Genomic DNA, 20956 nt, shown 5'->3' on the forward strand with positions numbered 1-20956 from the left:
ATGTCTCTGACCATGCAGATCTCCTCCTCCCTCTCCGCCCGCCGCCTCGCCGCCGTCCTGTGCGGCCTCGCGGCCCTGGTCCCCGCCACCGCGTCCGCCAAGGGCGTCACGAAGGCCAGCGACTGCCCGACCCAGGTCCTGACCCAGCACTTCCTCTCCGAGGGCGACGCGAACTGGTACACGCCGGTGCCCGGCGGCGTGTTCAGCGTGGCCTCCGGCGCGACGTACGACTCCGGTGCGCTGTGCATCGGCGCCGAGCACCCGACCTTCCGCTTCCGCGCCAACGGCACGGGCGGCACGCTCGAGGTCCACGCGCGCTACCGCGACGAGGACGGCGAGCAGCAGGACCTCGTGGTCGCGAACCTCAGCGCCGCCACGGCGTGGCTGCTGAGCGACATGCTCGACACCCAGGTCGACGACATCGCCGGCGCGGCCGGCGCACGCACCTACGTGACGTTCCGCTTCGTCGCCACCGGCGGCGACTGGCAGGTCGACGACCTCTACGTCGACCCGTTCGTCAACCGCTAGGCCGCTAGCCCTGGGGGCGCGCCCGCTTGAGGCGGGCGCGCTCCTCGTGCTTCTCGACGACCTGCGCGATCAGCTTGATGTACTGCTGCACGCCGGTCGCCTTCGCGCGTCCCTCGAGGAACGCCATCCGCCAGTCCGACGCGCGGGCGCCGTGCTCGACCATCGCGTTGAAGAAGTCCCGGCGCATCTCGACGCGCACGCGCGCGTCGGTGGCCAGGTCCTTGGTCACCTTGACCTCGGGCATGTCCAGCCGGAACTGCTGCGTGTCGCCGCGGCCGTGGAGGTCCACGCCGACGACGAGCTTCAGCGGCTTGAGGGCCGGGACCTCCTCCAGCAGCGACCGGACGGCCGCCTCGATGAGCTTCGGCGCCTCCGAGCTCACTAGATCTTGTGGCGCTGGAGCAGCTTCTTGCCGATGACCATGCGCTGGATCTCCGACGTGCCCTCGCCGATGAGCAGCAGCGGGGCGTCGCGGTACAGGCGCTCGATCTCGTACTCCTTCGAGTAGCCGTAGCCGCCGTGGATGCGGAAGGACTCCTCCACGCAGAAGCGGCCGGCCTCCGAGGCGAAGAGCTTGGCCATGCCGGCCTCGAGGTCCGAGCGCTCGCCGGCGTCCTTCATCCGCGCGGCGCGGATGGTGAGCATGCGGGCGGCGTCGACCTGGGTGGCCATGTCGGCGAGCTTGAACTGGATCGCCTGGTGCTCGGCGATCGGCTTGCCGAAGGTCTTGCGCTCCTGGGAGTAGCGCAGGGCGAGCTCGAGGGCGCGCTGGGCGATGCCGACGCCGCGGGCGGCGACGTTCGCGCGGCCGACCTCGAGGGCGTCCATCATCTGCGCGAAGCCCTTGTTGAGGCCCGCGTCCTCGCCGCCGAGGATGTTCTCGGCCGGGCACTTGTAGCCGTCGAAGACCAGCTCGGTGGACTCCACGCCCTTGTAGCCGAGCTTCTTGATCTGCGGCGGGACGACGAGGCCGGCGTAGTCGCCCGTGTTCTCGGCGACCCCGCCCTCCTTCTCGGCGATGAAGCAGGTGAAGCCCTTGTGGCGGGGCTGGGCGTCCGGGTCGGTCTTCACGAGCACGAAGACGAGGTCCGAGCGCAGGCCGTTGGTGACCCACATCTTCTGGCCGTTGATCTCGTAGCGGCCGTCGTCGAGCTTCTTGGCGGCCGTCTTGATCGCCTGGACGTCGGAGCCGAGCTCGGGCTCGGAGAGCGAGAAGGCGGCGCGGATCTCGCCGGTGGCCATCCGCGGGAGGTACTTCTGCTTCTGCTCGTCGGTGCCGAACTTCATCAGCAGGTAGGAGCCGATGAAGTGCGTGTTGATCACGCCGGAGATCGAGATCCAGCCGCGCGAGAGCTCCTCGACGACCATGACGTAGGTCGTGAGGTCGAGGCCCAGGCCGCCGTACTCCTCCGGGATCGTGATGCCGAAGAGGCCGAGCTCCTTGAGCTGCTCGACGATCGGCTCCGGGTACTCGTCCGCCTGGTCGTAGTGCTCCGCGTTGGGGATGATCTGCTCGTCCGCGAACTGGCGCACCATCTCGGTGATCGCGCGCTGCTCCTCGGTCTTGTCCAGGGGGTCGATTGCGACGGCCATGTCCGGGAGGATAGGGCTCGGTAGCCTGCTTCGGCGTGCCCAACTTCGCCGTGGACGTGGTGGATGCGGCGGACCCGGCGCGGCAGGCGCTCGTCGAGCTCGCGCGCGACGGATCCCGGCGCGTCTGGAGCTTCGGCGAGGTGGCCGACCGGGCGGCGCGGCTGGCCGGCACGCTGGCCGCCCGCGGAGTGGCGCGCGGCGACGTCGTCCTGACGCTGGTCGGCAACCGGCCCGAGTGGGTCCTGGCCATGACGGCGTGCTTCCGCCTGGGCGCCGTGGTGCTCCCGTGCACCGAGCAGCTGCGGGCCAAGGACCTGCGGCTGCGCCTCGAGGCCACGCGCCCGGCGCTCGTCGTCTGCGACGTGCGCAACCGGGCCGTGCTGGACGAGGCGCTCGCGGAACTGCCCTTCGCGGTCGACGTGCTCGACGTGCCCGACGAGGACGTCTACCGCGCGGCGCCGGCGCCGGCGGTCGACCTCGCCCCCGGCGACCCGGCGCTGCTGACGTTCACGAGCGGGACCTCCGGCGAGCCCAAGGCGGTCCTGCACGGCCAGCGCTACCTGGGCGGCCAGGCGCTGCAGGCCGAGCACTGGCTCGACGCGCGGCCGGGCGACCTCGTCTGGTGCACGGCCGCCAGCGGCTGGTCCAAAAGCGCGCGCAACGTCTTCCTGGCGCCGTGGCTGCGCGGCGCGAGCGCGCTGCTGCACGACGCCCGCTTCGACCCCGACGAGCGCCTCGAGGTCCTCGACCGCGAGGACGTGGCGGTCCTCTGCATGGCGCCGACGGAGTACCGCGTGGTCGCCAAGCGCGCCCGGCCGCGCCACGTGCCGGGGCTGCGGGGGCTCGTCGCGGCGGGCGAGGCGCTCAACCCCGAGGTCCTGCGCGCGTGGGAGGAGGCCACCCGGCTCCAGGTTCGCGACGGCTACGGGCAGACCGAGACCGGCCAGGTCACCGGCAACCTCGCGGGCGAGCGCGCGCGGCCCGGGTCCATGGGCCGCCCGCTGCCTGGCGTGCGCGCGTGGGTGGCCGACGGCGAGCTCGTGGTCGACCCGCAGACGGTCCCGACGTTCTTCCTCGGCTACCTCGGCGACGACCCGTGGCCCCGCGACCGCCCGTGGCACACGGGCGACCGCGTCGTGCAGGACGACGACGGCTTCCTGCACTTCGAGGGCCGCACGGACGACGTGATCATCAGCGCCGGCTACCGGATCGGCCCGTTCGAGGTCGAGTCCGCCCTGGTCTCCCACCCGGCGGTCGCCGAGGCCGCCGTCGTCGCCGCGCCCGACGAGGAGCGCGGCGCCGTCGTGCGCGCGGTCGTCGTCCTGCGCGAGGGCCACGAGGGCGGCGACGCCCTGGCCCGCGAGCTCCAGGACCACGTCAAGGACCAGACCGCGCCGTACAAGTACCCCCGGCGCGTGGACTTCGCCGCCGAGCTGCCCAAGACGTCCAGCGGCAAGGTGCGCCGGGCGCTGCTGCGCGAGCAGGGGTCGGGCGCCTAGGCCATCAGCCGCGGCGTCCACCCCGCCGCGGCCACGGCCTGCAGGACCGCCTCGGCGTGGTCGCGGCCGCGGGTCTCGAGGACGAGCTGGACCGCGGTCTCGCGGACGTGGAGGTCGAGGCCCTCGCGCAGGTGCTGGACGTCGACGAGGTTCGCGCCCTGCTGGGCGACGCAGTCGAGGAGCCCGACGAGGCCGCCGGGGCGGTCCGGGACCCGGACGAGGACGACGAGGCGGCGGCCGGCCTCGGTCTCGTGGCGGCGGGCGACGGTGGCCAGCAGGCCGGCGTCGACGTTGCCGCCGCTGAGGACGACGCAGGTCATGCCGGCGTCGGCGGCCTGGACACGGCCGGCCAGCAGCGCGGCGACGCCGACCGCGCCGGCGCCCTCGACGACGAGCTTGTCGCGCTCGAGGAGGTGCACCATCGCCTCGGCGACCTCCTCCTCCCCCACGACCACCACGTCGTCGACCCACTCGCGGACGAGCTCGAGCGTGAGGCCGCCGGGGCGCTTGACGGCGATGCCGTCGGCGATCGTCATGCCGCCCGCGACCTCCACGGGCGCACCCGCGCGCAGCGAGGCGGGGAACGGCGCGTTGGCGTCGACCTGGACGCCGACGACCTCGACCTCCGGCCGCGCGGACTTCACCGCGATCGCCACGCCCGAGGCCAGCCCACCCCCACCGACCGGGACGAGGACGCGCGCCAGCGACGGCACGTCCTCGAGCAGCTCGAGGCCGAGGGTGCCCTGACCGGCGACGACCTCCGGGTCGTCGAACGGGTGGACGAAGGCCATGCCGGTCGCCGCGGCGCGCTCCTGCGCGCGGGCGACGCACTCCTCCACCGTCTCGCCGTCGACGACGACCTCGGCGCCCAGCGCGACGGTCGCCTCGACCTTGGCCAGCGGCGCCTCGGCGGGCATGTGGACCTCGCAGCGCACCCCGCGGGCACGGGCCGCCGCGGCGACCCCCTGCGCGTGGTTGCCCGCGCTGCCGCAGACGACGCCCGCCGCGCACGCGTCGCCCAGCGCATGGAGCTTGGCCAGCGCGCCCCGCAGCTTGAAGGCGCCGGTGCGCTGGAGCGTCTCGGCCTTCAGGACCACGGGCGCGCCGCAGCGCTCCGAGAGCGACGGCGACGGGAGCACCGGCGTGTGGCGCACGACGTCCGCGATCGCCTGCCGGGCGGCCACGACGTCCTGCGCGGTGACGGTCCCCTGCGCGCGCACGCGCTAGGGCAGCGCGACGACGGCGTCGAGCTCGACCTGGGCGCCCTTGGGCAGCGCCGCGACCCCGATGGCCACGCGCGCGGGCGGCTCGTCGCCGGCGAAGAACGCGCCGTAGGCCTCGTTGACCTCGGCGAAGGCGCCCATGTCGGTGAGGTACACGGTCACGCGGACCGCGTCGGCGAGCCGGGCGCCCGCAGCGGCGCACACCGCCTTGAGGTTCTGCAGGCAGCGACGCGCCTGCTCGGCCGGCGTGTCGCCCACGAGCTCGCCGGAGGCCGGGTCGAGCGGGATCTGGCCCGAGCAGAAGAGCAGGCCGGCGGCCCGCACGGCGTGGCTGTAGGGGCCGATGGCGGCGGGGGCGCCCTCGGCGCTGATGGCGTGGCGGTCCTGGGACATGGCGGGTCCCGCCAGGCTACTCGCGCAGTAGCGTGGCTCTCCGTGCCCCGCTCCGGCCGCCTGGCCGCCGCCCTGCTCGCGGTCGGCTCCACCCTCCTGGCCGTGCCCGCAGCGGCGCCCGCGGCCGCGACGTTCGCGCCGTGCGAGCCCCAGGGCTTCGAGTGCGCGACGGTCCCCGTGCCACTGGACCGCAGCGGTGCCGTGCCGGGCACGATCCGCCTCAACGCGACCCGGGCTCGCGCGGCCAGCAACCCGCGCAACGTCGCCCTCGTCGCGCTGGCGGGCGGCCCGGGCCAGGCGGCGACGCCGATCGCCGAGGAGTTCGCGCGCGAGCTCGGCGCCGGGCTGCGCGACCGCGACCTGCTCGTCTTCGACCAGCGCGGCACCGGGGGCTCGGGCTCGCTGACCTGCCCCGCGCTGCGCCAGGAGCGCAGCGCCGTGAGCGCCGCCCGCCGCTGCGCCGAGCAGCTCGGCGCGCCGCGCGGCTTCTTCCGCACGCCCGACTCGGTCGCCGACCTCGAGGCGCTGCGCCAGGAGGCCGGCTACGACAAGCTCGCGCTCTACGGCGTCTCGTACGGGACGAAGGTCGCGCTGCAGTACGCCGCCGCGCACCCCGACCGCGTCGAGCTCCTCGTCCTCGACTCGACGGTCCTGCCCGACGGCCCGGACCCGCTGCGCGTCAGCGCCCTGGGCGCGGTCCCGCGCGTGCTGCGCGAGCTCTGCGCCGGCACCGAGTGCCGCGGGGCCACCGACGACGTGGCGCGCGACGTGCGGTCGCTGGCGACGAGGTTGCGCATGCGCGCGCTGCGCGGGCGGGTGGTCGGCGGCGACGGGCGCCGGCGCAGCCTGGCGCTCACGCAGGCCGGCCTCTTCGGCGTCCTGCTCGCCGGCGACCTCAACCCGACGCTGCGCGCCGAGCTGCCGGGCGCGATGCGCGCCGCGCTGCGCGGCGACGCCCAGCCGGTCCTGCGCCTGCGCGCCCGCGCCGCCGGGCTCGAGCTCGGCGCCGGCTTCCAGGCGGCCGCGGCGCAGTCCGACGCCGTGTACCTCGCGACGCTGTGCGAGGAGGCCCCGTTCCGCTGGACGCGCACCGCCGGCGTCGACCAGCGCGCCCGCGAGGTCGAGGCGGTCGCCCGGTCGATCCCACGCGCCGCGCTCGGGCCGTTCAGCTCGAGCGTGACGCTCGAGAGCGGGCTGGCGCCGCTGTGCCTCGGCTGGCCGAACGCCACGCCGGCTCCCGCGCCGACCGGCTCCCTGCCCGACGTGCCGACGCTGCTGCTCGAGGGCCGCGGCGACCTGCGCACGCCGCTCGAGGACGCCGCGCAGGTCACCCGCGCCATCCCCGGCGCGCAGCTCGTGACCGTCCCGTTCGTCGGCCACTCCGTGCTGGGCACCGACCTCTCGGACTGCACGGAGACCGTCCTCGGGCGCTTCTTCGCCGGCCAGCCTGCGGGCACGTGCCCGGCGTCGGAGAACCCGTTCTCCCCCACGCCGCGCCCGCCCGCGTCGCTCGACGTCGTGCGCGCCGCGCGCGGCCTGCGCGGCAAGGTCGGCCGGACGGTGAGCGCCCTGCAGGCGACGATCGTCGACGCCAACCGCCAGGTCATCGGCGCGTCGCTCGCGCTCGACCGCCGGCCGAGCGCCGTGGGCGGTCTGCGCGCGGGACGTGCGCTGGTCTCCTCGGCGGGCATCGACCTGCGCGGCTACCAGTACGTGCGCAACGTCTCGATCACCGGCCGCCTGCGCCAGGACGGCTCGGGGACGTTCCGCGTGCGCGGCAGCGCCGCGGCCCGCGGCTCGATCACCATCACGAGCGCGGGGCGCGTGTCCGGCACGCTCGGCGGCCGGCGCATCAGCGGCTCCTTCGCCAGCGCCGCCGCCGCCCCCGCCCGCGACGGCCTCCCGCGCCTCGATCGGGTCCTCGCGCTGCCGGGCATCAGGTAGCGCACATGCCCAACGCGCTGGCGCACGAGACCTCCCCGTACCTCCTCCAGCACGCCGGCAACCCGGTCGACTGGCTGCCGTGGGGCGAGGAGGCGCTGCGCCGCGCGCGCGAGGAGGACCGGCCGCTGCTGGTCTCCATCGGCTACTCCTCGTGCCACTGGTGCCACGTCATGGAGCGCGAGTCCTTCGAGGACCCGGAGGTCGCGGCGCTCATGAACGCGCGCTTCGTGTGCGTGAAGGTCGACCGCGAGGAGCGCCCCGACGTCGACGCGCTGCACATGGACGCCGTGCAGGCGATGCGCGGCGGCGGCGGCTGGCCGCTGAACGTCTTCGTGACGCCCGAGCGCATCCCGTTCTACGGCGGCACGTACTTCCCACCCACGCCGGCCGAGGGGATGCCGTCCTGGACGCAGGTGCTCGAGGCCGTCGCCAAGGCCTGGGACGAGCAGCGCGAGGAGATCCGGACGCAGGGCGCCCGCATGCAGGACCGCCTCGCGGCCACGTCGCGCCTGCTGCCGAGCTCGCAGCCGGTCGGCGCGGACGCGGTCGAGGAGGCGCGCAGGGCCCTCGGGACGCTGGCCGACCGCGACTGGGGCGGCTTCGGCGGAGCGCCGAAGTTCCCGCCGTCCAGCGTGCTGCACTGGCTGCTCGAGCGCGGGGACGAGGAGCTCGCGGTGCCGACGCTGCACGCCATGCGCACCGGCGGGATCCACGACCAGGTCGGCGGGGGCTTCGCGCGCTACGCGACCGACCGCACGTGGACGGTCCCGCACTTCGAGAAGATGCTCTACGACAACGCGCTGCTGCTGCGCGCGTACGTCATGGGCTTCCAGCGCACCGGCGACGCGCGGCTCGCGCGCACCGCTGACGAGCTCGTCGGCTGGCTCGAGCGCGAGATGCGCCAGCCCGACGGCGGCTGGGCCAGCGCCCTGGACGCCGACAGCGAGGGCGTCGAGGGGCGGTTCTACGTCTGGCGCGCGGCGGAGCTGCGCGAGGCCCTCGGTCCGCAGGACGCCGAGGCGGCCGTCGCCTGGCTCGGCGTGACGGAGGGCGGGAACTTCGTCGACCCCCACCACCCGGCGGCCGGCCTGAACGTCCTCACCGGGCGCGGCCCCGAGCCCCCGGCCGAGCAGCGCGAGCGCATCCGCTGCGCCCTGCTGGCCGCCCGCGGGCAGCGCACCCGCCCAGGGCTCGACGACAAGCGCATCACGTCCTGGAACGCGCTCACCGTGGGCGCCCTGGCCCACGGCGGTGCGGTCCTCGGCCGTCCGGCGTGGCTCGACGCCGCCCGCGCGGGCGCCGAGTTCCTCCTGTCCTGCCTGCGCGACGCCGGTGGCGGCGTGCACCGCACGTTCAACCGCGGACAGGCCCGGCTCGACGGCGTGCTCGAGGACCACGCCTTCCTCGTCGAGGCGCTGCTCGACCTCTACGAGGCGACGTTCGAGACCCGCTGGTTCGCGGCCGCCCGCGGCCTGGCCGACGTCCTGCTCGACCGCTTCCACGACCCCGTCGCCGGCGGCTTCTTCATGACCGCCGAGGGCGCGACGGACCTCGTCGTGCGCCGTCGCGACCTCGAGGACCACCCGATCCCGTCGGGCTCCTCGAGCGCCGCGCTGGGCCTCCTGCGGCTCGCCGCGCTGACCGGCGACCGCGCCTTCCGCGACCCGGCGGTCTCGCACCTGCGCCTGGTCCACGAGCTCGCCGGCCAGCACCCGCAGGCCTTCGCCCACACGCTGCGGGCGATCGCCTTCCACACCGGCCCGGCCCGTGAGGTGGCGCTGGCCGGCGACCCGGAGGGCGTGGCGGCGCTCGCCGCCGTCGTGCGCGAACAGCCCCGCCCGGCGCTCGTCCTCGCCGGCCCGCCGGGGGACGGGATCGCGCTCATGGCGCAGCGCGGGCCGGTCGGCGGTCAGGCCGCCGCGTACGTCTGCGAGGGCTTCAGCTGCCGCGCGCCGGTGACCTCCGCGGACGAGCTGCGCGCCGCGCTGGTCTAGCCGACCGTCCGATCCGTAGGGTGGGCAACTGCCATGCTCGAACGGTTCCTCGCCCTGCCCGCCGGACGCCGCTCGAAGTGGGCCGTCCTCGGCTTCTGGCTCGTCGCGGTCATCGCGATCATGGCCACCGACCTGCCGTCGAAGTACGCCGACGCGGAGAAGAACGAGTCGACGTCGTTCCTCCCGGGCGACGCCGAGTCGACGAAGGCGCTCGAGGTCACCAAGCGCCTGCAGGGCGGCGAGCTGGCGCCGACGGTCGTCGTCTTCCAGCGCGACGGCGGCCTGCGGCCCGCCGACCGCGAGGCCATCGCCCGCGACACCGCGCAGCTCAACGCGCGCGCCTTCCGCGGCACCACGAGGTTCGGCGAGCCGACGCTGAGCCGGGACGGCAGCACCGCGCTCATCTCGAACACGATCCGCAGCGACGGCGAGTCCGACACCCTCCTGGACCCCGTCGACCACTACCGCGAGGTCCTGCGCACCGAGGACCGCGACGACGGCCTGCAGGTGAAGGTCACCGGCCCGTCGGGCGTCTCGGCGGACGCCATCAAGGTCTTCGAGGACATCAACGGCACGCTGATCCTCGCCGCGGGCCTGCTCGTCTTCGTGCTGCTGATCCTCATCTACCGCAGCCCGATCTTCTGGTTCTTCCCGCTGTTCAGCGTCATCGTGGCCGAGCTCGTCTCGCGCGGCGGCGGCTACGGGCTCACCGAGCTCGGCGTGACCGTCAACGGCCAGACGTCGTCGATCGCGTCGATCCTCGTGCTGGGCGCCGGGACGGACTACGCGCTGCTGCTCGTGGCCCGCTACCGCGAGGAGCTGCGACGCCACGAGGACAAGCACGAGGCGATGGCGCTCGCGCTGCGCACCGCCGGACCGGCGGTCATCGCGAGCGCCCTGACCGTCGCCATCGCGCTGCTCGCGCTCGTCCTGGCCAAGGTCAACGGGACCGCCGGCATGGGCCCCGTCGGCGCGTTCTCCATCGTCGTCGCGCTGCTCGTGCAGCTCACCTTCCTGCCCGCGCTCCTCGTCGCGGTCGGGCGCCGGCCGTTCTGGCCGTTCGTGCCGCGGCTGGGCGACGAGGGCGTCGACGAGACCCATGGCGTGTGGCGGCGCGTCGGCGAGCGCGTCGCGGCGCGCCCGCGGCGCGTCTGGCTCGGGACCGTGGCGCTGCTGGCGCTGTGCGCCGTCGGCCTGCTCAACTTCTCCAGCGGCCTCACGCAGGGCAACTCGTTCCGCGACTCGGTCGAGTCCATCGAGGGCCAGGAGCTGGTCGCGGCGGCGTTCCCGGCGGGCCAGAGCGCGCCGCTGGACGTCGTGGTGCGCGACCCGGGGCGGGCGCAGGCGGTCGGTGCGGCGGTCGCGCAGGTCGACGGCGTCGCCGACGTGCGGCCCACCGGCCAGCAGGGCGCCGAGGGCGTGCTGCTCGCCGCGGCACTCGACGTCGACCCCTACTCGACCGAGGCCTTCGACCTCGTGCCGAAGGTGCGCGAGGCGGCCGCCGCCGCGGCGCCGGGGACGCTGGTGGGCGGCTCGTCGGCGGTCGAGGCCGACGTGCGCGACGCGAGCGAGCGCGACACGCTCCTGCTCATCCCGATCACGCTCGTCGTCGTGTTCCTGATCCTGCTCGTGCTGCTGCGGGCGGTGACGGCGACGCTGCTGCTGATGGGCACGGTCGTCCTGAGCTTCGCCGCCGCGCTCGGCATCGGCTCGATCGTCTTCGACGTCGTCTTCGGCTTCCCGGGGGCCGACCCGTCGATCCCGCTGTTCGCCTTCATCTTCCTCGTGGCGCTGGGGGTCGACTACAACATCTTCCTCATGGCGCGCGTGCGTGAGGAGACCGCCAAGCACGGCACGCGCGACGGGATGCTGCGCGGCCTGGCGGTCACCGGCGGTGTCATCACCTCCGCGGGCATCGTCCTGGCGGGCACGTTCAGCGTCCTGGCGGCGCTGCCCCTCGTCTTCCTCACGGAGATCGGCTTCGTCATCGCGTTCGGCGTGCTGCTGGACACCTTCCTGGTGCGCTCCGTGCTGGTGCCGGCGCTCGTGCTCGACGTCGGACCGAAGGTCTGGTGGCCGTCGCGGCTGGCCCGTGAGGAAGCTGTGAGAGGTCCGGCAACCGACCCTCCTCATGGGACCGTCGCCGGATAGGGTCGCGGCCGTGACCGCCCGACACGTCCTGCCCGCCACCCTCCTGCTCGCCGGTGCCGGCGCCGCCGCCCTCCCCGCGGCCGCCAGCGCCCAGGCGACCGTCGCCACGGACCGCCCCTGCTACGTCGAGCAGCAGCCGATGGCGATCAGCGGCACCGGCTTCACGCCGGGCGCCCGCCTGTCCGTCGAGACCGAGCAGCTGTTCTCCGCCGGCAACGCCGACGCGGGCGGCGGCTTCGTGACGACGACCGAGACCGCCCCGATCGTCCCGACGATCACGCCCGACAAGAAGACCTTCACCCTCGTGGCCAAGCAGGACGGCGTCCCGGTCGCCCAGACGCAGTTCCAGGTGGCGAACTTCGCCTACTCGGTGACGCCGTCGCGCGCGCGGCCGACGTCGAAGGTGCGCTACCGCTTCTCCGGGTGGCCGACCGGCCGCAACGTCTACGTCCACGTCCGCCGCAACGGCAGGACGCTGGGCACGACGAAGCTCGGCAAGACGCAGGGCGCCTGCGGCGAGCTGTCCAAGCGCGCGCGGTTCATGCCGGTGCGCCGGGGCCGGGTGCCCTTCGGGACCTACCGCTACCAGTTCGACCTCACGCCGAAGTACTCGAGCAAGACCGTGCCGCGCATGACCGGCCAGGTCTCGATCGTGCGCACCTTCCGCTAGTCGCCCGCGGCGTCGAGCTGACGGACCTCGTCGTCGCCGAGCTGGAGCTCGGCGGCGGCGACGTTCTCCTCGAGGTGCTCGACCGACCCGGTCCCCGGGATCGGCAGCATCACCGAGCTCTTGGCCAGCAGCCACGCGAGGGCGACCTGCCCGGTCGTCGCGCCGTGGCGCTCGGCCACCTCGGCCACGGGGCCGCCGGGCTCGGCGAGCTTGCCGGCGGCGAGCGGGAACCACGGGATGAAGCCGATGTCGTGCTCCTCGCAGTGGTGCAGCACGTCCTCGGACTGGCGGTTGGAGAGGTTGTAGAGGTTCTGGACCGTGGCGATCGGGACGACCTTCCGCGCGGCCTCGACCTCCTCGACGCTCACCTCGGAGAGCCCGACGTGGCGGACCTTGCCCTCGTCGCGCAGCTCCTTGAGCACGCCGAACTGCTCCTCGCGCGGGACCTGCGAGTCGATGCGGTGCAGCTGCCAGAGGTCGAGCTGGTCGACGCCGAGCCGGCGCAGCGACATCTCGCAGCACTGGCGCAGGTACTCGGGACGGCCGACCGGGTGCCACTGCTGCGGGCCGGTGCGGGTGAGGCCGGCCTTCGTGGCGACCGTGACGCCGTCGTAGGGCCTGAGCGCCTCGGCGATCAGGTCCTCGGAGACGAAGGGGCCGTAGGAGTCGGCGGTGTCGACGAAGTCGACGCCGAGCTCGGGCAGGCGCTTGAGCACGGCGACGGCGCGATCGTGGTCGGCGGGCGGGCCCCAGATGCCCTCGCCGGTGATGCGCATCGCCCCGTAGCCCAGGCGGTGGACCGTGAGGTCCCCGCCGATGTCGAAGGTCCCGGAGGCGGCGGCGGTGGCGCTCATGCCGACCGCCTACCCACTCGGCGCCCTAGAGGACCGGCAGGTAGCGCTCGAGCTCCCACGACGTGACCTGCACGCGGTAGTCCTCCCACTCCTGGCGCTTGATCTCGACGTAGCGGTTGAACATGTGCTCGCCGAGCGTGCGCAGGACCAGCTCGGACTCCGCGGTGAGCTCGATGGCCTCGCCGAGGGTCTCGGGCAGCTGCTCGATCCCCAGCCGGCGCCGGTCGTCCGGGGCCAGGTGGTAGAGGTTCTTCTCCATCGGCTCGGGCAGCTCGTAGCCCTTCTCGATGCCCTCCAGGCCGGCCTGCAGGAGCGCCGCGAACGTGAGGTACGGGTTGCACGCCGGGTCCGGGCAGCGCAGCTCCATCCGCGTCGCCTGCTCCTTGCCGGGGTGGTAGAGCGGCACGCGCACGAGCGCCGAGCGGTTGCGCCGCGACCACGCGACGTACACCGGCGCCTCGTAGCCCGGCACGAGGCGCTTGTAGGAGTTCACCCACTGGGCGAAGATCGACGAGATCTCGCGGGCGTGCTTGAGCTGGCCGGCGATGAACGCCTTGCCGATGGGGCTCAGGAAGTACGGGTCGTCGGCGTCGAAGAAGGCGTTGCGGCCGTCCTTGAACAGCGACATGTGCGTGTGCATGCCGGAGCCGTTCTCGCCGAAGAGCGGCTTGGGCATGAACGTCGCGTGCCAGCCGTACTTCATCGCGTACTCCTTGACCGTGATGCGGTACGTCATGCAGTCGTCGGCCATCTTCAGGGCGGGCGCGTAGCGCATGTCGACCTCGTGCTGCGAGGGACCGACCTCGTGGTGGGAGTACTCGACGTGGATGCCGAGCTGCTCGAGCGCGATGACGGTCTCGCGGCGCACGTCGGAGCCGGCGTCGAGCGTCGTGAGGTCGAAGTAGCCGCCCTCGTCGAGCACCTCGGTGCCCTTGTTGTCCTTGAAGAGGAAGTACTCGAGCTCGGGGCCGACGTTGAACGTGTCGAACCCCATCGCCTCGGCGCGCTGCAGCGCGCGACGCAGGACGTGGCGCGGGTCGCCCTCGTAGGGCGTGCGCTCCGGGGTCTGGACGTCGCAGAACATGCGCCCGACGCCCTGGTCCTCCGGGCGCCAGGGGATCACCGCGAACGTCGACGGGTCCGGCATGGCGACCATGTCGGACTCCTCGATGGCGTTGAAGCCGGTGATCGAGGAGCCGTCGAAGCCCATGCCGCCCTCGAACGCGTCGTCGAGCTCCGACGCGTTGATCGAGAAGGACTTGAGCTGGCCGAGGATGTCGGTGAACCACAGGCGGATGAACCGGATCCCGGACTCCTCCACCATCGCCTTGACGTCCTGCGGCGTGCGCGGCTGCTCGCTCATGGGCGCGGACCCTAGCTGACGGTCGCTGGACGATCGGTCGGGTGTCCTGCGACCGCGCGTCGGCTACGGTCGCGCCGTGCGTCTCCGCCTCGCCACGCTCGTCGCGTGCCTGCTCGCGGCTGCGCTGGTGCAGTCGGCGAGCGCGTCGGCGACGTGGCCGCCCGCGACCGTCGGGACCGCCGGCCCGTGGATCGTCGACGGCGAGGGACGCGCGGTCGTGGTCCGCGGGCTCAACCTCGTCGACAAGCGCCCGCCCTACCTGCCCAGCGCGCGCGGGTGGCGCCCCGAGGTCGCGCGGTGGCTGCGCCGGCAGGGCTTCACCGTGGTGCGGTTGGGGTGGATCCACAAGGGCCTCGAGGCGGTGCGGGGCCGGTACGACCTCTCCTACCTCCAGCGGTTCGTCGACGACGTGCGGGTCGCGACCGACGCCGGGCTGCTCGTCCTCGTCGACCTCCACCAGGAAGCCCCACGCTGAACGCAACTCGCCGCCCCCAAGGGCGTTCACGCAGCATGAGGCGCTTGGTCATGGCCGCCTGCTTGGTCCTCTGCGCATGCACCGGACCGAGCGCCGCGGCAGCGACGCTGCCCGCAGAGTTCCTCGCGAGCTCCCCTGCCGCTGCCTCGCCGGAGACGGCCACCTACGCGGTGTCGGACGCCTTCGGCCGGTTGAAGCTCCTGACCCCGGGCCGCCCCGACCAGGTGCCCGACCTGCTCAACAGCCCTTGCGCACCCCAGGCCATCGCGCGTGGCGTCGTCTACGGCTGCGCCCAGGCCGACGGCACCTTCGTGGCGGTCCCCTTCCCCTCAGGGCTGCCGAGCGTCGTGCGCCCGTCGCGGATCTCGCCGGCCTCGAGCACCGAGCGGTTCGTGCCTGGCACGCGGGCGGGCACCGCGTGGCTCGGGGGCACCGTCGTGCTGCGCAGCGACCTCGGCGGCACGGAGCTGCGGGTGCCCGCGGTCGTCCGGCGCCGCGACGGCATGACCGTCGACGCCCGCGGTCTGCTGGCCGGGGACGTGCGGTCCTGGGGTCCGCGGGCCTTCCTCGACCTCTCGGCCGACGGCCTCCATGGGCGTCTGTGCTCACCGCTGCGGCGCGAGCCGCTGGTCACGGGCCCCGCGGGCGCCTACGACGACCTCGTCCGGGTCGGCCGGTGGACCATGCGCGCCGCCGGGAGCGGCACGGGCGCGGCGCGCTGGGTCGTCCAGCGCTGCGGCGCCCGCCGCCGGGCCCTGACGCTCGCTGCCGGCGCGACGCCCGTCCTCGGCGACGGCTGGGTCGCGTGGATCGATCGCCGGCAGGTGCGTCTGCGCCGGCTCTCGACCGGGCGGACCACCAGCTGCAGGTGGTCGGGAAGCCGTCCGCGCATCGCGTTGAGCGCGAACCGGCTCATCGTCTCGCAGCCGGTGCCGGGCGGCTGGCGCGTCCGCGTCCTGCGGCTGCGCCAGGGGGCGCCCGCCGCCGGGGGCTAGCTCGTCACGAAGGCGAGCAGGAGGAGCAGGACGCTCAGCGACACCATCCAGAGCATCACCCGGTCGGGCGCGCTCTCGACGCGGTCGCGGGCCGACATCGGCGCGCGGCGCGGCTCGCGGGCGGTGGCGGCCGCGGCGCGGCGCTCCTCCGGGCGGCCGGTGATGCGGATGACGCCGCCGTCGGCGCCGGGCGGCGGCGCCATGGTGTCGTCCTGCTCGAGCACGATGCGCCGCGGCGCGGGCGCCGGCTCGTCGTCGACGAAGGCCTCGGCGTCCTCGAGCGCCGTGGCGCCCGTCGGCTCGTGGTGGGTGCGCACGAAGCGGTGGCCGCGGGTGGGCGGCTCGTCCTCGTCCAGGCCGAAGTCGTCCCAGACGTCGGCGTCCTGCGCGGTGCGGCGGCGCGGCTCGGCCAGGTCCTGCTGCGCACGACGGGCGGCGCGGCGGGAGGCGAGCTCGTCAGACACCGGCGGGCGGCCGATGACGTGCGCGGGCACGAGGTCGAAGTCGTCGTCGGCCCACACGGCGACGCGGCGACGGCCGCGCGCCCCCGTGTCGAGGTCGTCGCGGTCCGACTGGACGTCAGCCCACCAGTCGTGGGCCTCCTGGAATGCCATCGTGTCTAACGGTCTCTCTGGTCGGCCTACGGGGTTAGCTGACGGGTTCGCGCCTGAGACTCGGCGCTACGCGGCAAGGCGATTCACCCCAACTGGGAACGGGTCCCCCGCTCCCTGACCGACCGTCGCAGACGCCTCGGACAGGGACTCAGCGGTGATGTGCGCGCAGCATCGTAGCACCATGCGAAGTCCCTGCAAATGCGCGCAGTTACGTCGCCTTGCACCTGACCGTGCGGTCACCCCACGAGCCTCGCAGGCCGATGCACGTCCTTGTGGAGCGGCGATGTGCGGCGGGTTCTGCGCGACGGGCGGCAGGCGGCCACGTCGCGGGAGGCGCCGTTCGGGGGTGGTCTAGTTCGTGCGGCCCGCGACGGCGGCGACGTAGCTCGCGACGGCCTCGGCGTCCTCGCCGCTGACCAGCCCGCCGGGCATCTGGCCCTGCCCCCGCGCGCGGCCCTTCTCGATCGCGTCGAGGATGAGGGCCTTCGGCGGGCGCATCTGGTCGAGGTTCGGCCCGACCTTGCCGACGGCGTTGGAGGCCCCGAGCGTGTGGCACTGGGCGCAGCGGATCTTGAAGTCCTGCCGGCCCTCGGCCTGGGCCTTGGTGAGCTCGAGGCCGCCGGGCGCGTCCTCGGCCTTGGACTCCGAGTTGTCGACGAGGACGAGGGCGGGGACGGCGAGGCCCAGGACGAGCGTCAGGACCGTCACGCCGATCGCCGTGACCCGCCGCTCGGCGCGCGTCGGGCCGGCCGGCTTGCGGCGGCGACCGCTGCGCATCGCGACGCCCACGACGCTGAGGCCGAGGAGCACGAAGACGAGGACGAACACGATCGTCTGGAGCACGGCGGCGAGCCTACCCTCAACCGGGGACGCGCGACACGGGTCGCAACCGCGACGTCACGCCGTGGCCGTGGCGCTCAGCGCTTGCGCCCGCCGGCGAAGGACTGCACGGGCGGCGCGACGGCCCGGAAGTCGTCGGTCCCGGTCGCGGCGAGCTCCTCGGCCGGCGCGGCCCTGGCGGCCGCCTCGCCGCGCCGGCGGTCGAGCTCCAGCGCGTCGAGGATCGAGAACGGCCGGACCTCCGGCGCGGGCCTGCCGGCGAAGGCGCCCGGCAGCGCGGTGACCGAGCCCATCCCCTCCCCGCGCGCCCCGCCGACGATGGCGAAGTTCTTCTCGGTCTCGGTCGGGCGGGCGGCGATGGTCCCCGACGCGTCGAGGCGCTCGAGCCGGCGCACGACGACGTTGATCGCCCCGCCCGCGGAGGCGTGGCGCTCGAGGACGCCGACGGCGACGACGAGCGGCTCGGCGCGGACGACGACGCGGTCGCGCTCGTAGACCGGCGGCGGGACGACGACGTTCACCGTCCCGGTCTCGTCCTCCACGAGCAGGAAGCAGACGCCCTTGGCGGTGCCCGGCCGCTGGCGGGCGACGACGAGGCCGGGCAGCCGGACCGGCGTGCCGTGGGGCAGGCGCTCCAGGTCGCCCGCCGCGACCATGCCGCGGCTGCGCAGCTCGTCGCGCAGCAGGCCCAGCGGGTGGGCGCCGGTCGTCAGCCCGGTCGTCGCGTAGTCGGCGACCATCGCCTCCCAGCCGGCCACGGCCGGCAGGTCGGGAGCCGAGCCGGTGTCGAGCCCGAGCGCGAGCTGCGTCCCGGCCTCCTCGCGCATCCGCATCCCCGAGGTCCCCTGCCCCGCCACGAGCACCTTGCGCCCGGGGGCCGCGACGCCGAGCTCCCACAGCGCGCGCCGGCGGTCGCCGCCCACCAGGCCGTCGCAGGCGCCCGACCACGCGAGCTGCTCGAGCGCCGCCCGGCCGGCGCCCGCGCGTGAAGCGAGCTCGGCCGGGGAGGTGAACGGGCCCGAGGCGTCGCGCTCGGCCACCAGCGCGCGGACGTCGTCCTCGCGCACCCCCAGCACGTAGCCCAGCCCGACCCGCACCGCCCCCTCCGGCGTGACCGTGCACCCGACGGCGCTCGCGTTCACGTCGGGCGGGAGGACCTCGATGCCGCGGCGCTGGGCCTCGTGGACCAGCGCGTCGGAGGGGTAGAAGCCCATCGGCTGCTCGTCGAGGAGCGCGGCCAGGAACTCGGGCGCGTAGTGGACCCGCAGCCACGTCGACTGGTAGGCCAGCAGGCCGAACGCCGCGCCGTGGGCCTTGGGGAAGCCGAAGCCCGAGAAGCCCTTGACCATCGTCCACACGCGCTCGGCCAGCGCCTCGTCGACGTCGTCGAAGCGCGCGCACGCCCGCTCGACGAAGCGCTGGTGGTAGGCCTCGAGCGCCTCGATCGAGCGCTTGCGGCTCATCGCCCGGCGCAGCCCCTCCGCCTCCCCGGGCGAGAAGCCGGCGAAGGCCATCGCGGTCTCGATGACCTGGTCCTGGAAGATGATCGTCCCGAGCGTGTCGCGCAGGACCGGCTCGAGCGACGGGTGGTCGAAGGGGACCACGTAGTCGGGGTCCTCGCGCATCCGCTGGCGGCGCTCGATGTACGGGTTGACCGCGCCGCCGACGATCGGGCCGGGCCGGACGATCGCCACCTGGATCGTGAGGTCGTCGAGCGTCTCGGGCCGGGTGCGCCGCAGCGAGCCCATCTGCGCGCGCGACTCGATCTGGAAGACGCCGGTCGTCTCGGCGCGCTGGATCATCCCGAACGTCTCGGGGTCGTCGAAGGGGATGCGCGAGAGGTCGATCGTCTCCTGCCGGCGTGCCGCGACCATGTCGACGCAGCGCTCGACCGCCGAGAGCATCCCGAGGCCGAGCAGGTCGATCTTCAGGAAGCCCGCGTCGGCGCAGGAGTCCTTGTCCCACATGACCATCTGCCGGCCCTCCATCGCGGCCGGCACCACGGGGCAGCAGTCGACGAGCGGGCGGGTCGCGACGATCATCCCGCCCGAGTGCTGGGAGAGGTGGCGCGGCAGGCCGTGGGCCTCATGGGCCAGGCGGTGCAGCCACGCCCAGCGGCCGTCGTCGACGCGGTCCTCGCCCAGCGCGTGGGCGATGTCCTGGTCGACGGTCTTGGCCGAGAAGGCCTCGGAGGAGCGCGCCACGCGCTCGATCTCCCCGGGCGGCAGGCCGAGCGCCTTGCCCAGCTCGCGGATCGCGCCGCGCGCGCGGAAGGTCGGGAACGCCGCGACGAGCGCCGAGCGCTCGCGCCCGTAGCGCTCGTGGACGCGTGGGATGAGGACCTCGCGCACGTCGCGCGGGAAGTCGAGGTCGATGTCCGGCAGCGCCGTGATCTCGTCGTTGAGGAAGCGCCCGAGGAAGAGGTCGTTGGCCAGCGGGTCGATGTGCGAGAGGCCGGTGAGGTAGCAGACGATCGACGAGACGCTCGAGCCGCGGCCGCGCCCCGGCGGCAGCACCGCGCGCGCCGCCGAGGGCCCGCGCACCTCGGCCGCCACCTCGCGCGCGAGCTCGAGCAGGTCGTGGTGCAGGAGGAAGAAGCCCGACAGGCCGAGGCCGCGGATGAGCGCGAGCTCCTCGTCCAGGCGCTGGACCGCGTCGGCGCGCAGCCGGTGGCCCTCGGGGTAGCGCAGGTCGAAGCGCGCGGCGCACACCTCGGAGAGCTGGCGGTCGGCCGTCGGGTCCTCGGCGCCCGGGTAGCGGTAGCCGAGGTCCTGGGTGAGGTCGAAGGAGATCTGCTCGGCGATCCGGCCCGTCTCGGCGACCGCGTCGGGGTGGTCGGCGAAGCGCGCCGCCATCGCCGCGGGCGACGCGAGCACGTGGCTGTGGTTGCCGCGGCGCAGCGGCTCGGACGCGTCGAGCGTCGTGTGCTCGCGGATGGCGACGAACGCGTCCTGCAGCTGCGCCCGCTCGCGCGTGTGGGCGTGGACGTCGCCCGTCGCGACGCACGGCACGCCGAGCCGCTCGGCCAGCGACGCCAGCCCGCGGTTGAGCGCGCGGTCGCGGCGCAGGTAGGGCCGCTGGAGCTCGACCCGGAAGCCGTCGCGCCCGAACGCCCGCAGCAGCCGGCGCATCATCGGCTCGTCGCGCACGCCGCGCCTCGCGCAGCCCGAGAGGCAGATGAGCCCCTCGGCGTGCGCCTCGAGGTCGGCGAGCGTCAGCACCGGGTCGAGCACCCGCCGCGGCGGCCGGCCACGCTGGCGCGACCCGCCCGGCCGGAACCCGCCGCCGTGGCGGCGCACGATGGCCTCGACCTCCGGCGACGCGCCGTCGGGCAGGTCCCCGCGCGTGTGCGCGTGGGCGCGCGTGAGCAGCAGGCAGAGGTTGCGCCACCCCCGCGCGTCGCGCACCAGCAGCGTGAGGTGCCGCGTCGCGTCGCCTCCACCCGCCGGGTCGACGACGTCGACCTCCGCCCCGTGGATCGCCTTGAGCCCCAGCGCGCCGGCCGACTGCGCGAACTCCATCGAGCCCGAGACCGTGTTGTGGTCGACGAGCCCGAGCGCCCGGTGTCCCCGCTCGAGCGCCGCCGCCACGAGCTCCTCGGGCAGCGACGCGCCGTCCAGGAAGGAGAAGGCGGAGTGCGCGTGGAGCTCGACGTACGACACGAACGCATGTTCGCATCCGGGGCGGACGGCTTCAGCCCGGCGCCCCAGAGGCGGTTCGGGACCGAAGGACGTTGGCGGATGGGTCGGACGGAAACGGTTCGGGGGTTGGTCCTGCGGTCGAAGCGGCAACTGCTCGGCCCTGGCCCGTGCACGTGCCG

At 74.4% G+C, this 20956-nt stretch carries 17 protein-coding genes and 1 riboswitch; of the genes, 8 read left to right on the forward strand and 9 right to left on the reverse strand.

Features of this window, described 5'->3' with window-relative positions; genetic code table 11:
* Window positions 1-12 precede the first annotated feature (12 nt).
* Window positions 13-528: a hypothetical protein gene (locus JUB12_RS07470; RefSeq protein ID WP_205698990.1), complete on the forward strand. Its 516-nt coding sequence runs from the start codon at window positions 13-15 to the stop codon at window positions 526-528.
* A gap of 4 nt (window positions 529-532) precedes the next feature.
* On the opposite strand, the gene JUB12_RS07475 is transcribed toward JUB12_RS07470, so the two are convergent.
* Window positions 533-910 (reverse strand): hypothetical protein, encoded by a 378-nt coding sequence (locus JUB12_RS07475; RefSeq protein ID WP_205698991.1) that lies wholly within the window; start codon window positions 908-910, stop codon window positions 533-535.
* Window positions 910-2121, reverse strand: coding sequence for an acyl-CoA dehydrogenase family protein (locus tag JUB12_RS07480; protein WP_205698992.1), 1212 nt, complete (start codon window positions 2119-2121; stop codon window positions 910-912). The genes JUB12_RS07475 and JUB12_RS07480 overlap by 1 nt, the downstream gene beginning before the upstream one ends.
* A 35-nt stretch (window positions 2122-2156) precedes the next feature.
* Here JUB12_RS07480 and JUB12_RS07485 point away from each other — a divergent pair, with 35 nt between their 5' ends.
* Window positions 2157-3620 (forward strand): acyl-CoA synthetase, encoded by a 1464-nt coding sequence (locus JUB12_RS07485; protein ID WP_205698993.1) that lies wholly within the window; start codon window positions 2157-2159, stop codon window positions 3618-3620.
* Here JUB12_RS07485 and ilvA read toward each other — a convergent pair.
* Window positions 3617-4840 (reverse strand): threonine ammonia-lyase, encoded by a 1224-nt coding sequence (gene ilvA, locus JUB12_RS07490; RefSeq protein ID WP_205698994.1) that lies wholly within the window; start codon window positions 4838-4840, stop codon window positions 3617-3619. The genes JUB12_RS07485 and ilvA overlap by 4 nt on opposite strands.
* A gap of 3 nt (window positions 4841-4843) precedes the next feature.
* Entirely contained in the window at window positions 4844-5236 is a 393-nt protein-coding gene (locus tag JUB12_RS07495; RefSeq protein WP_205698995.1) for a Rid family detoxifying hydrolase, read from the reverse strand.
* Window positions 5237-5278: 42 nt separating this feature from the next.
* Here JUB12_RS07495 and JUB12_RS07500 point away from each other — a divergent pair, with 42 nt between their 5' ends.
* From JUB12_RS07500 to JUB12_RS07515, 4 genes are read left to right on the forward strand one after another with little or no spacing between them, the layout of a single operon-like run.
* On the forward strand, window positions 5279-7180 hold the full coding sequence (locus JUB12_RS07500; RefSeq protein WP_205698996.1) for an alpha/beta fold hydrolase: 1902 nt from the start codon (window positions 5279-5281) through the stop codon (window positions 7178-7180).
* 5 nt (window positions 7181-7185) lie between these two features.
* Window positions 7186-9174 (forward strand): thioredoxin domain-containing protein, encoded by a 1989-nt coding sequence (locus JUB12_RS07505; protein ID WP_205698997.1) that lies wholly within the window; start codon window positions 7186-7188, stop codon window positions 9172-9174.
* A gap of 33 nt (window positions 9175-9207) precedes the next feature.
* On the forward strand, window positions 9208-11325 hold the full coding sequence (locus tag JUB12_RS07510) for an MMPL family transporter (protein WP_205698998.1): 2118 nt from the start codon (window positions 9208-9210) through the stop codon (window positions 11323-11325).
* Between the two features lie 10 nt (window positions 11326-11335).
* On the forward strand, window positions 11336-11995 hold the full coding sequence (locus JUB12_RS07515; protein WP_205698999.1) for a hypothetical protein: 660 nt from the start codon (window positions 11336-11338) through the stop codon (window positions 11993-11995).
* On the opposite strand, the gene JUB12_RS07520 is transcribed toward JUB12_RS07515, so the two are convergent.
* Together JUB12_RS07520 and JUB12_RS07525 are read right to left on the reverse strand one after the other, a co-directional pair.
* Window positions 11992-12849 (reverse strand): aldo/keto reductase, encoded by an 858-nt coding sequence (locus JUB12_RS07520; RefSeq protein WP_205699000.1) that lies wholly within the window; start codon window positions 12847-12849, stop codon window positions 11992-11994. The genes JUB12_RS07515 and JUB12_RS07520 overlap by 4 nt on opposite strands.
* 25 nt (window positions 12850-12874) lie before the next feature.
* Complete coding sequence (locus JUB12_RS07525) at window positions 12875-14212, reverse strand: glutamine synthetase family protein (RefSeq protein WP_241004456.1); 1338 nt, start codon at window positions 14210-14212, stop codon at window positions 12875-12877.
* Between the two features lie 76 nt (window positions 14213-14288).
* Here JUB12_RS07525 and JUB12_RS07530 point away from each other — a divergent pair, with 76 nt between their 5' ends.
* Complete coding sequence (locus JUB12_RS07530; RefSeq protein ID WP_205699001.1) at window positions 14289-14687, forward strand: hypothetical protein; 399 nt, start codon at window positions 14289-14291, stop codon at window positions 14685-14687.
* Between the two features lie 50 nt (window positions 14688-14737).
* Window positions 14738-15682: a hypothetical protein gene (locus JUB12_RS07535; protein WP_205699002.1), complete on the forward strand. Its 945-nt coding sequence runs from the start codon at window positions 14738-14740 to the stop codon at window positions 15680-15682.
* Here the strand turns inward: JUB12_RS07535 and JUB12_RS07540 are convergent.
* The 3 genes from JUB12_RS07540 to JUB12_RS07550 form a co-directional block, all read right to left on the reverse strand.
* Complete coding sequence (locus JUB12_RS07540) at window positions 15679-16296, reverse strand: hypothetical protein (protein WP_205699003.1); 618 nt, start codon at window positions 16294-16296, stop codon at window positions 15679-15681. The two genes, JUB12_RS07535 and JUB12_RS07540, sit on opposite strands and share 4 nt — an antisense overlap.
* An 8-nt stretch (window positions 16297-16304) precedes the next feature.
* A riboswitch (cyclic di-AMP (ydaO/yuaA leader) is annotated at window positions 16305-16460 on the reverse strand.
* A 187-nt stretch (window positions 16461-16647) separates the two neighbouring features.
* On the reverse strand, window positions 16648-17139 hold the full coding sequence (locus JUB12_RS07545; protein ID WP_205699004.1) for a cytochrome c: 492 nt from the start codon (window positions 17137-17139) through the stop codon (window positions 16648-16650).
* Window positions 17140-17213: 74 nt separating this feature from the next.
* Window positions 17214-20798 (reverse strand): DNA polymerase III subunit alpha, encoded by a 3585-nt coding sequence (locus JUB12_RS07550; protein ID WP_241004457.1) that lies wholly within the window; start codon window positions 20796-20798, stop codon window positions 17214-17216.
* Window positions 20799-20956: the final 158 nt, after the last annotated feature.

The organism is Conexibacter sp. SYSU D00693, from assembly GCF_017084525.1.
In the GTDB taxonomy this organism is placed as follows: domain Bacteria; phylum Actinomycetota; class Thermoleophilia; order Solirubrobacterales; family Solirubrobacteraceae; genus Baekduia.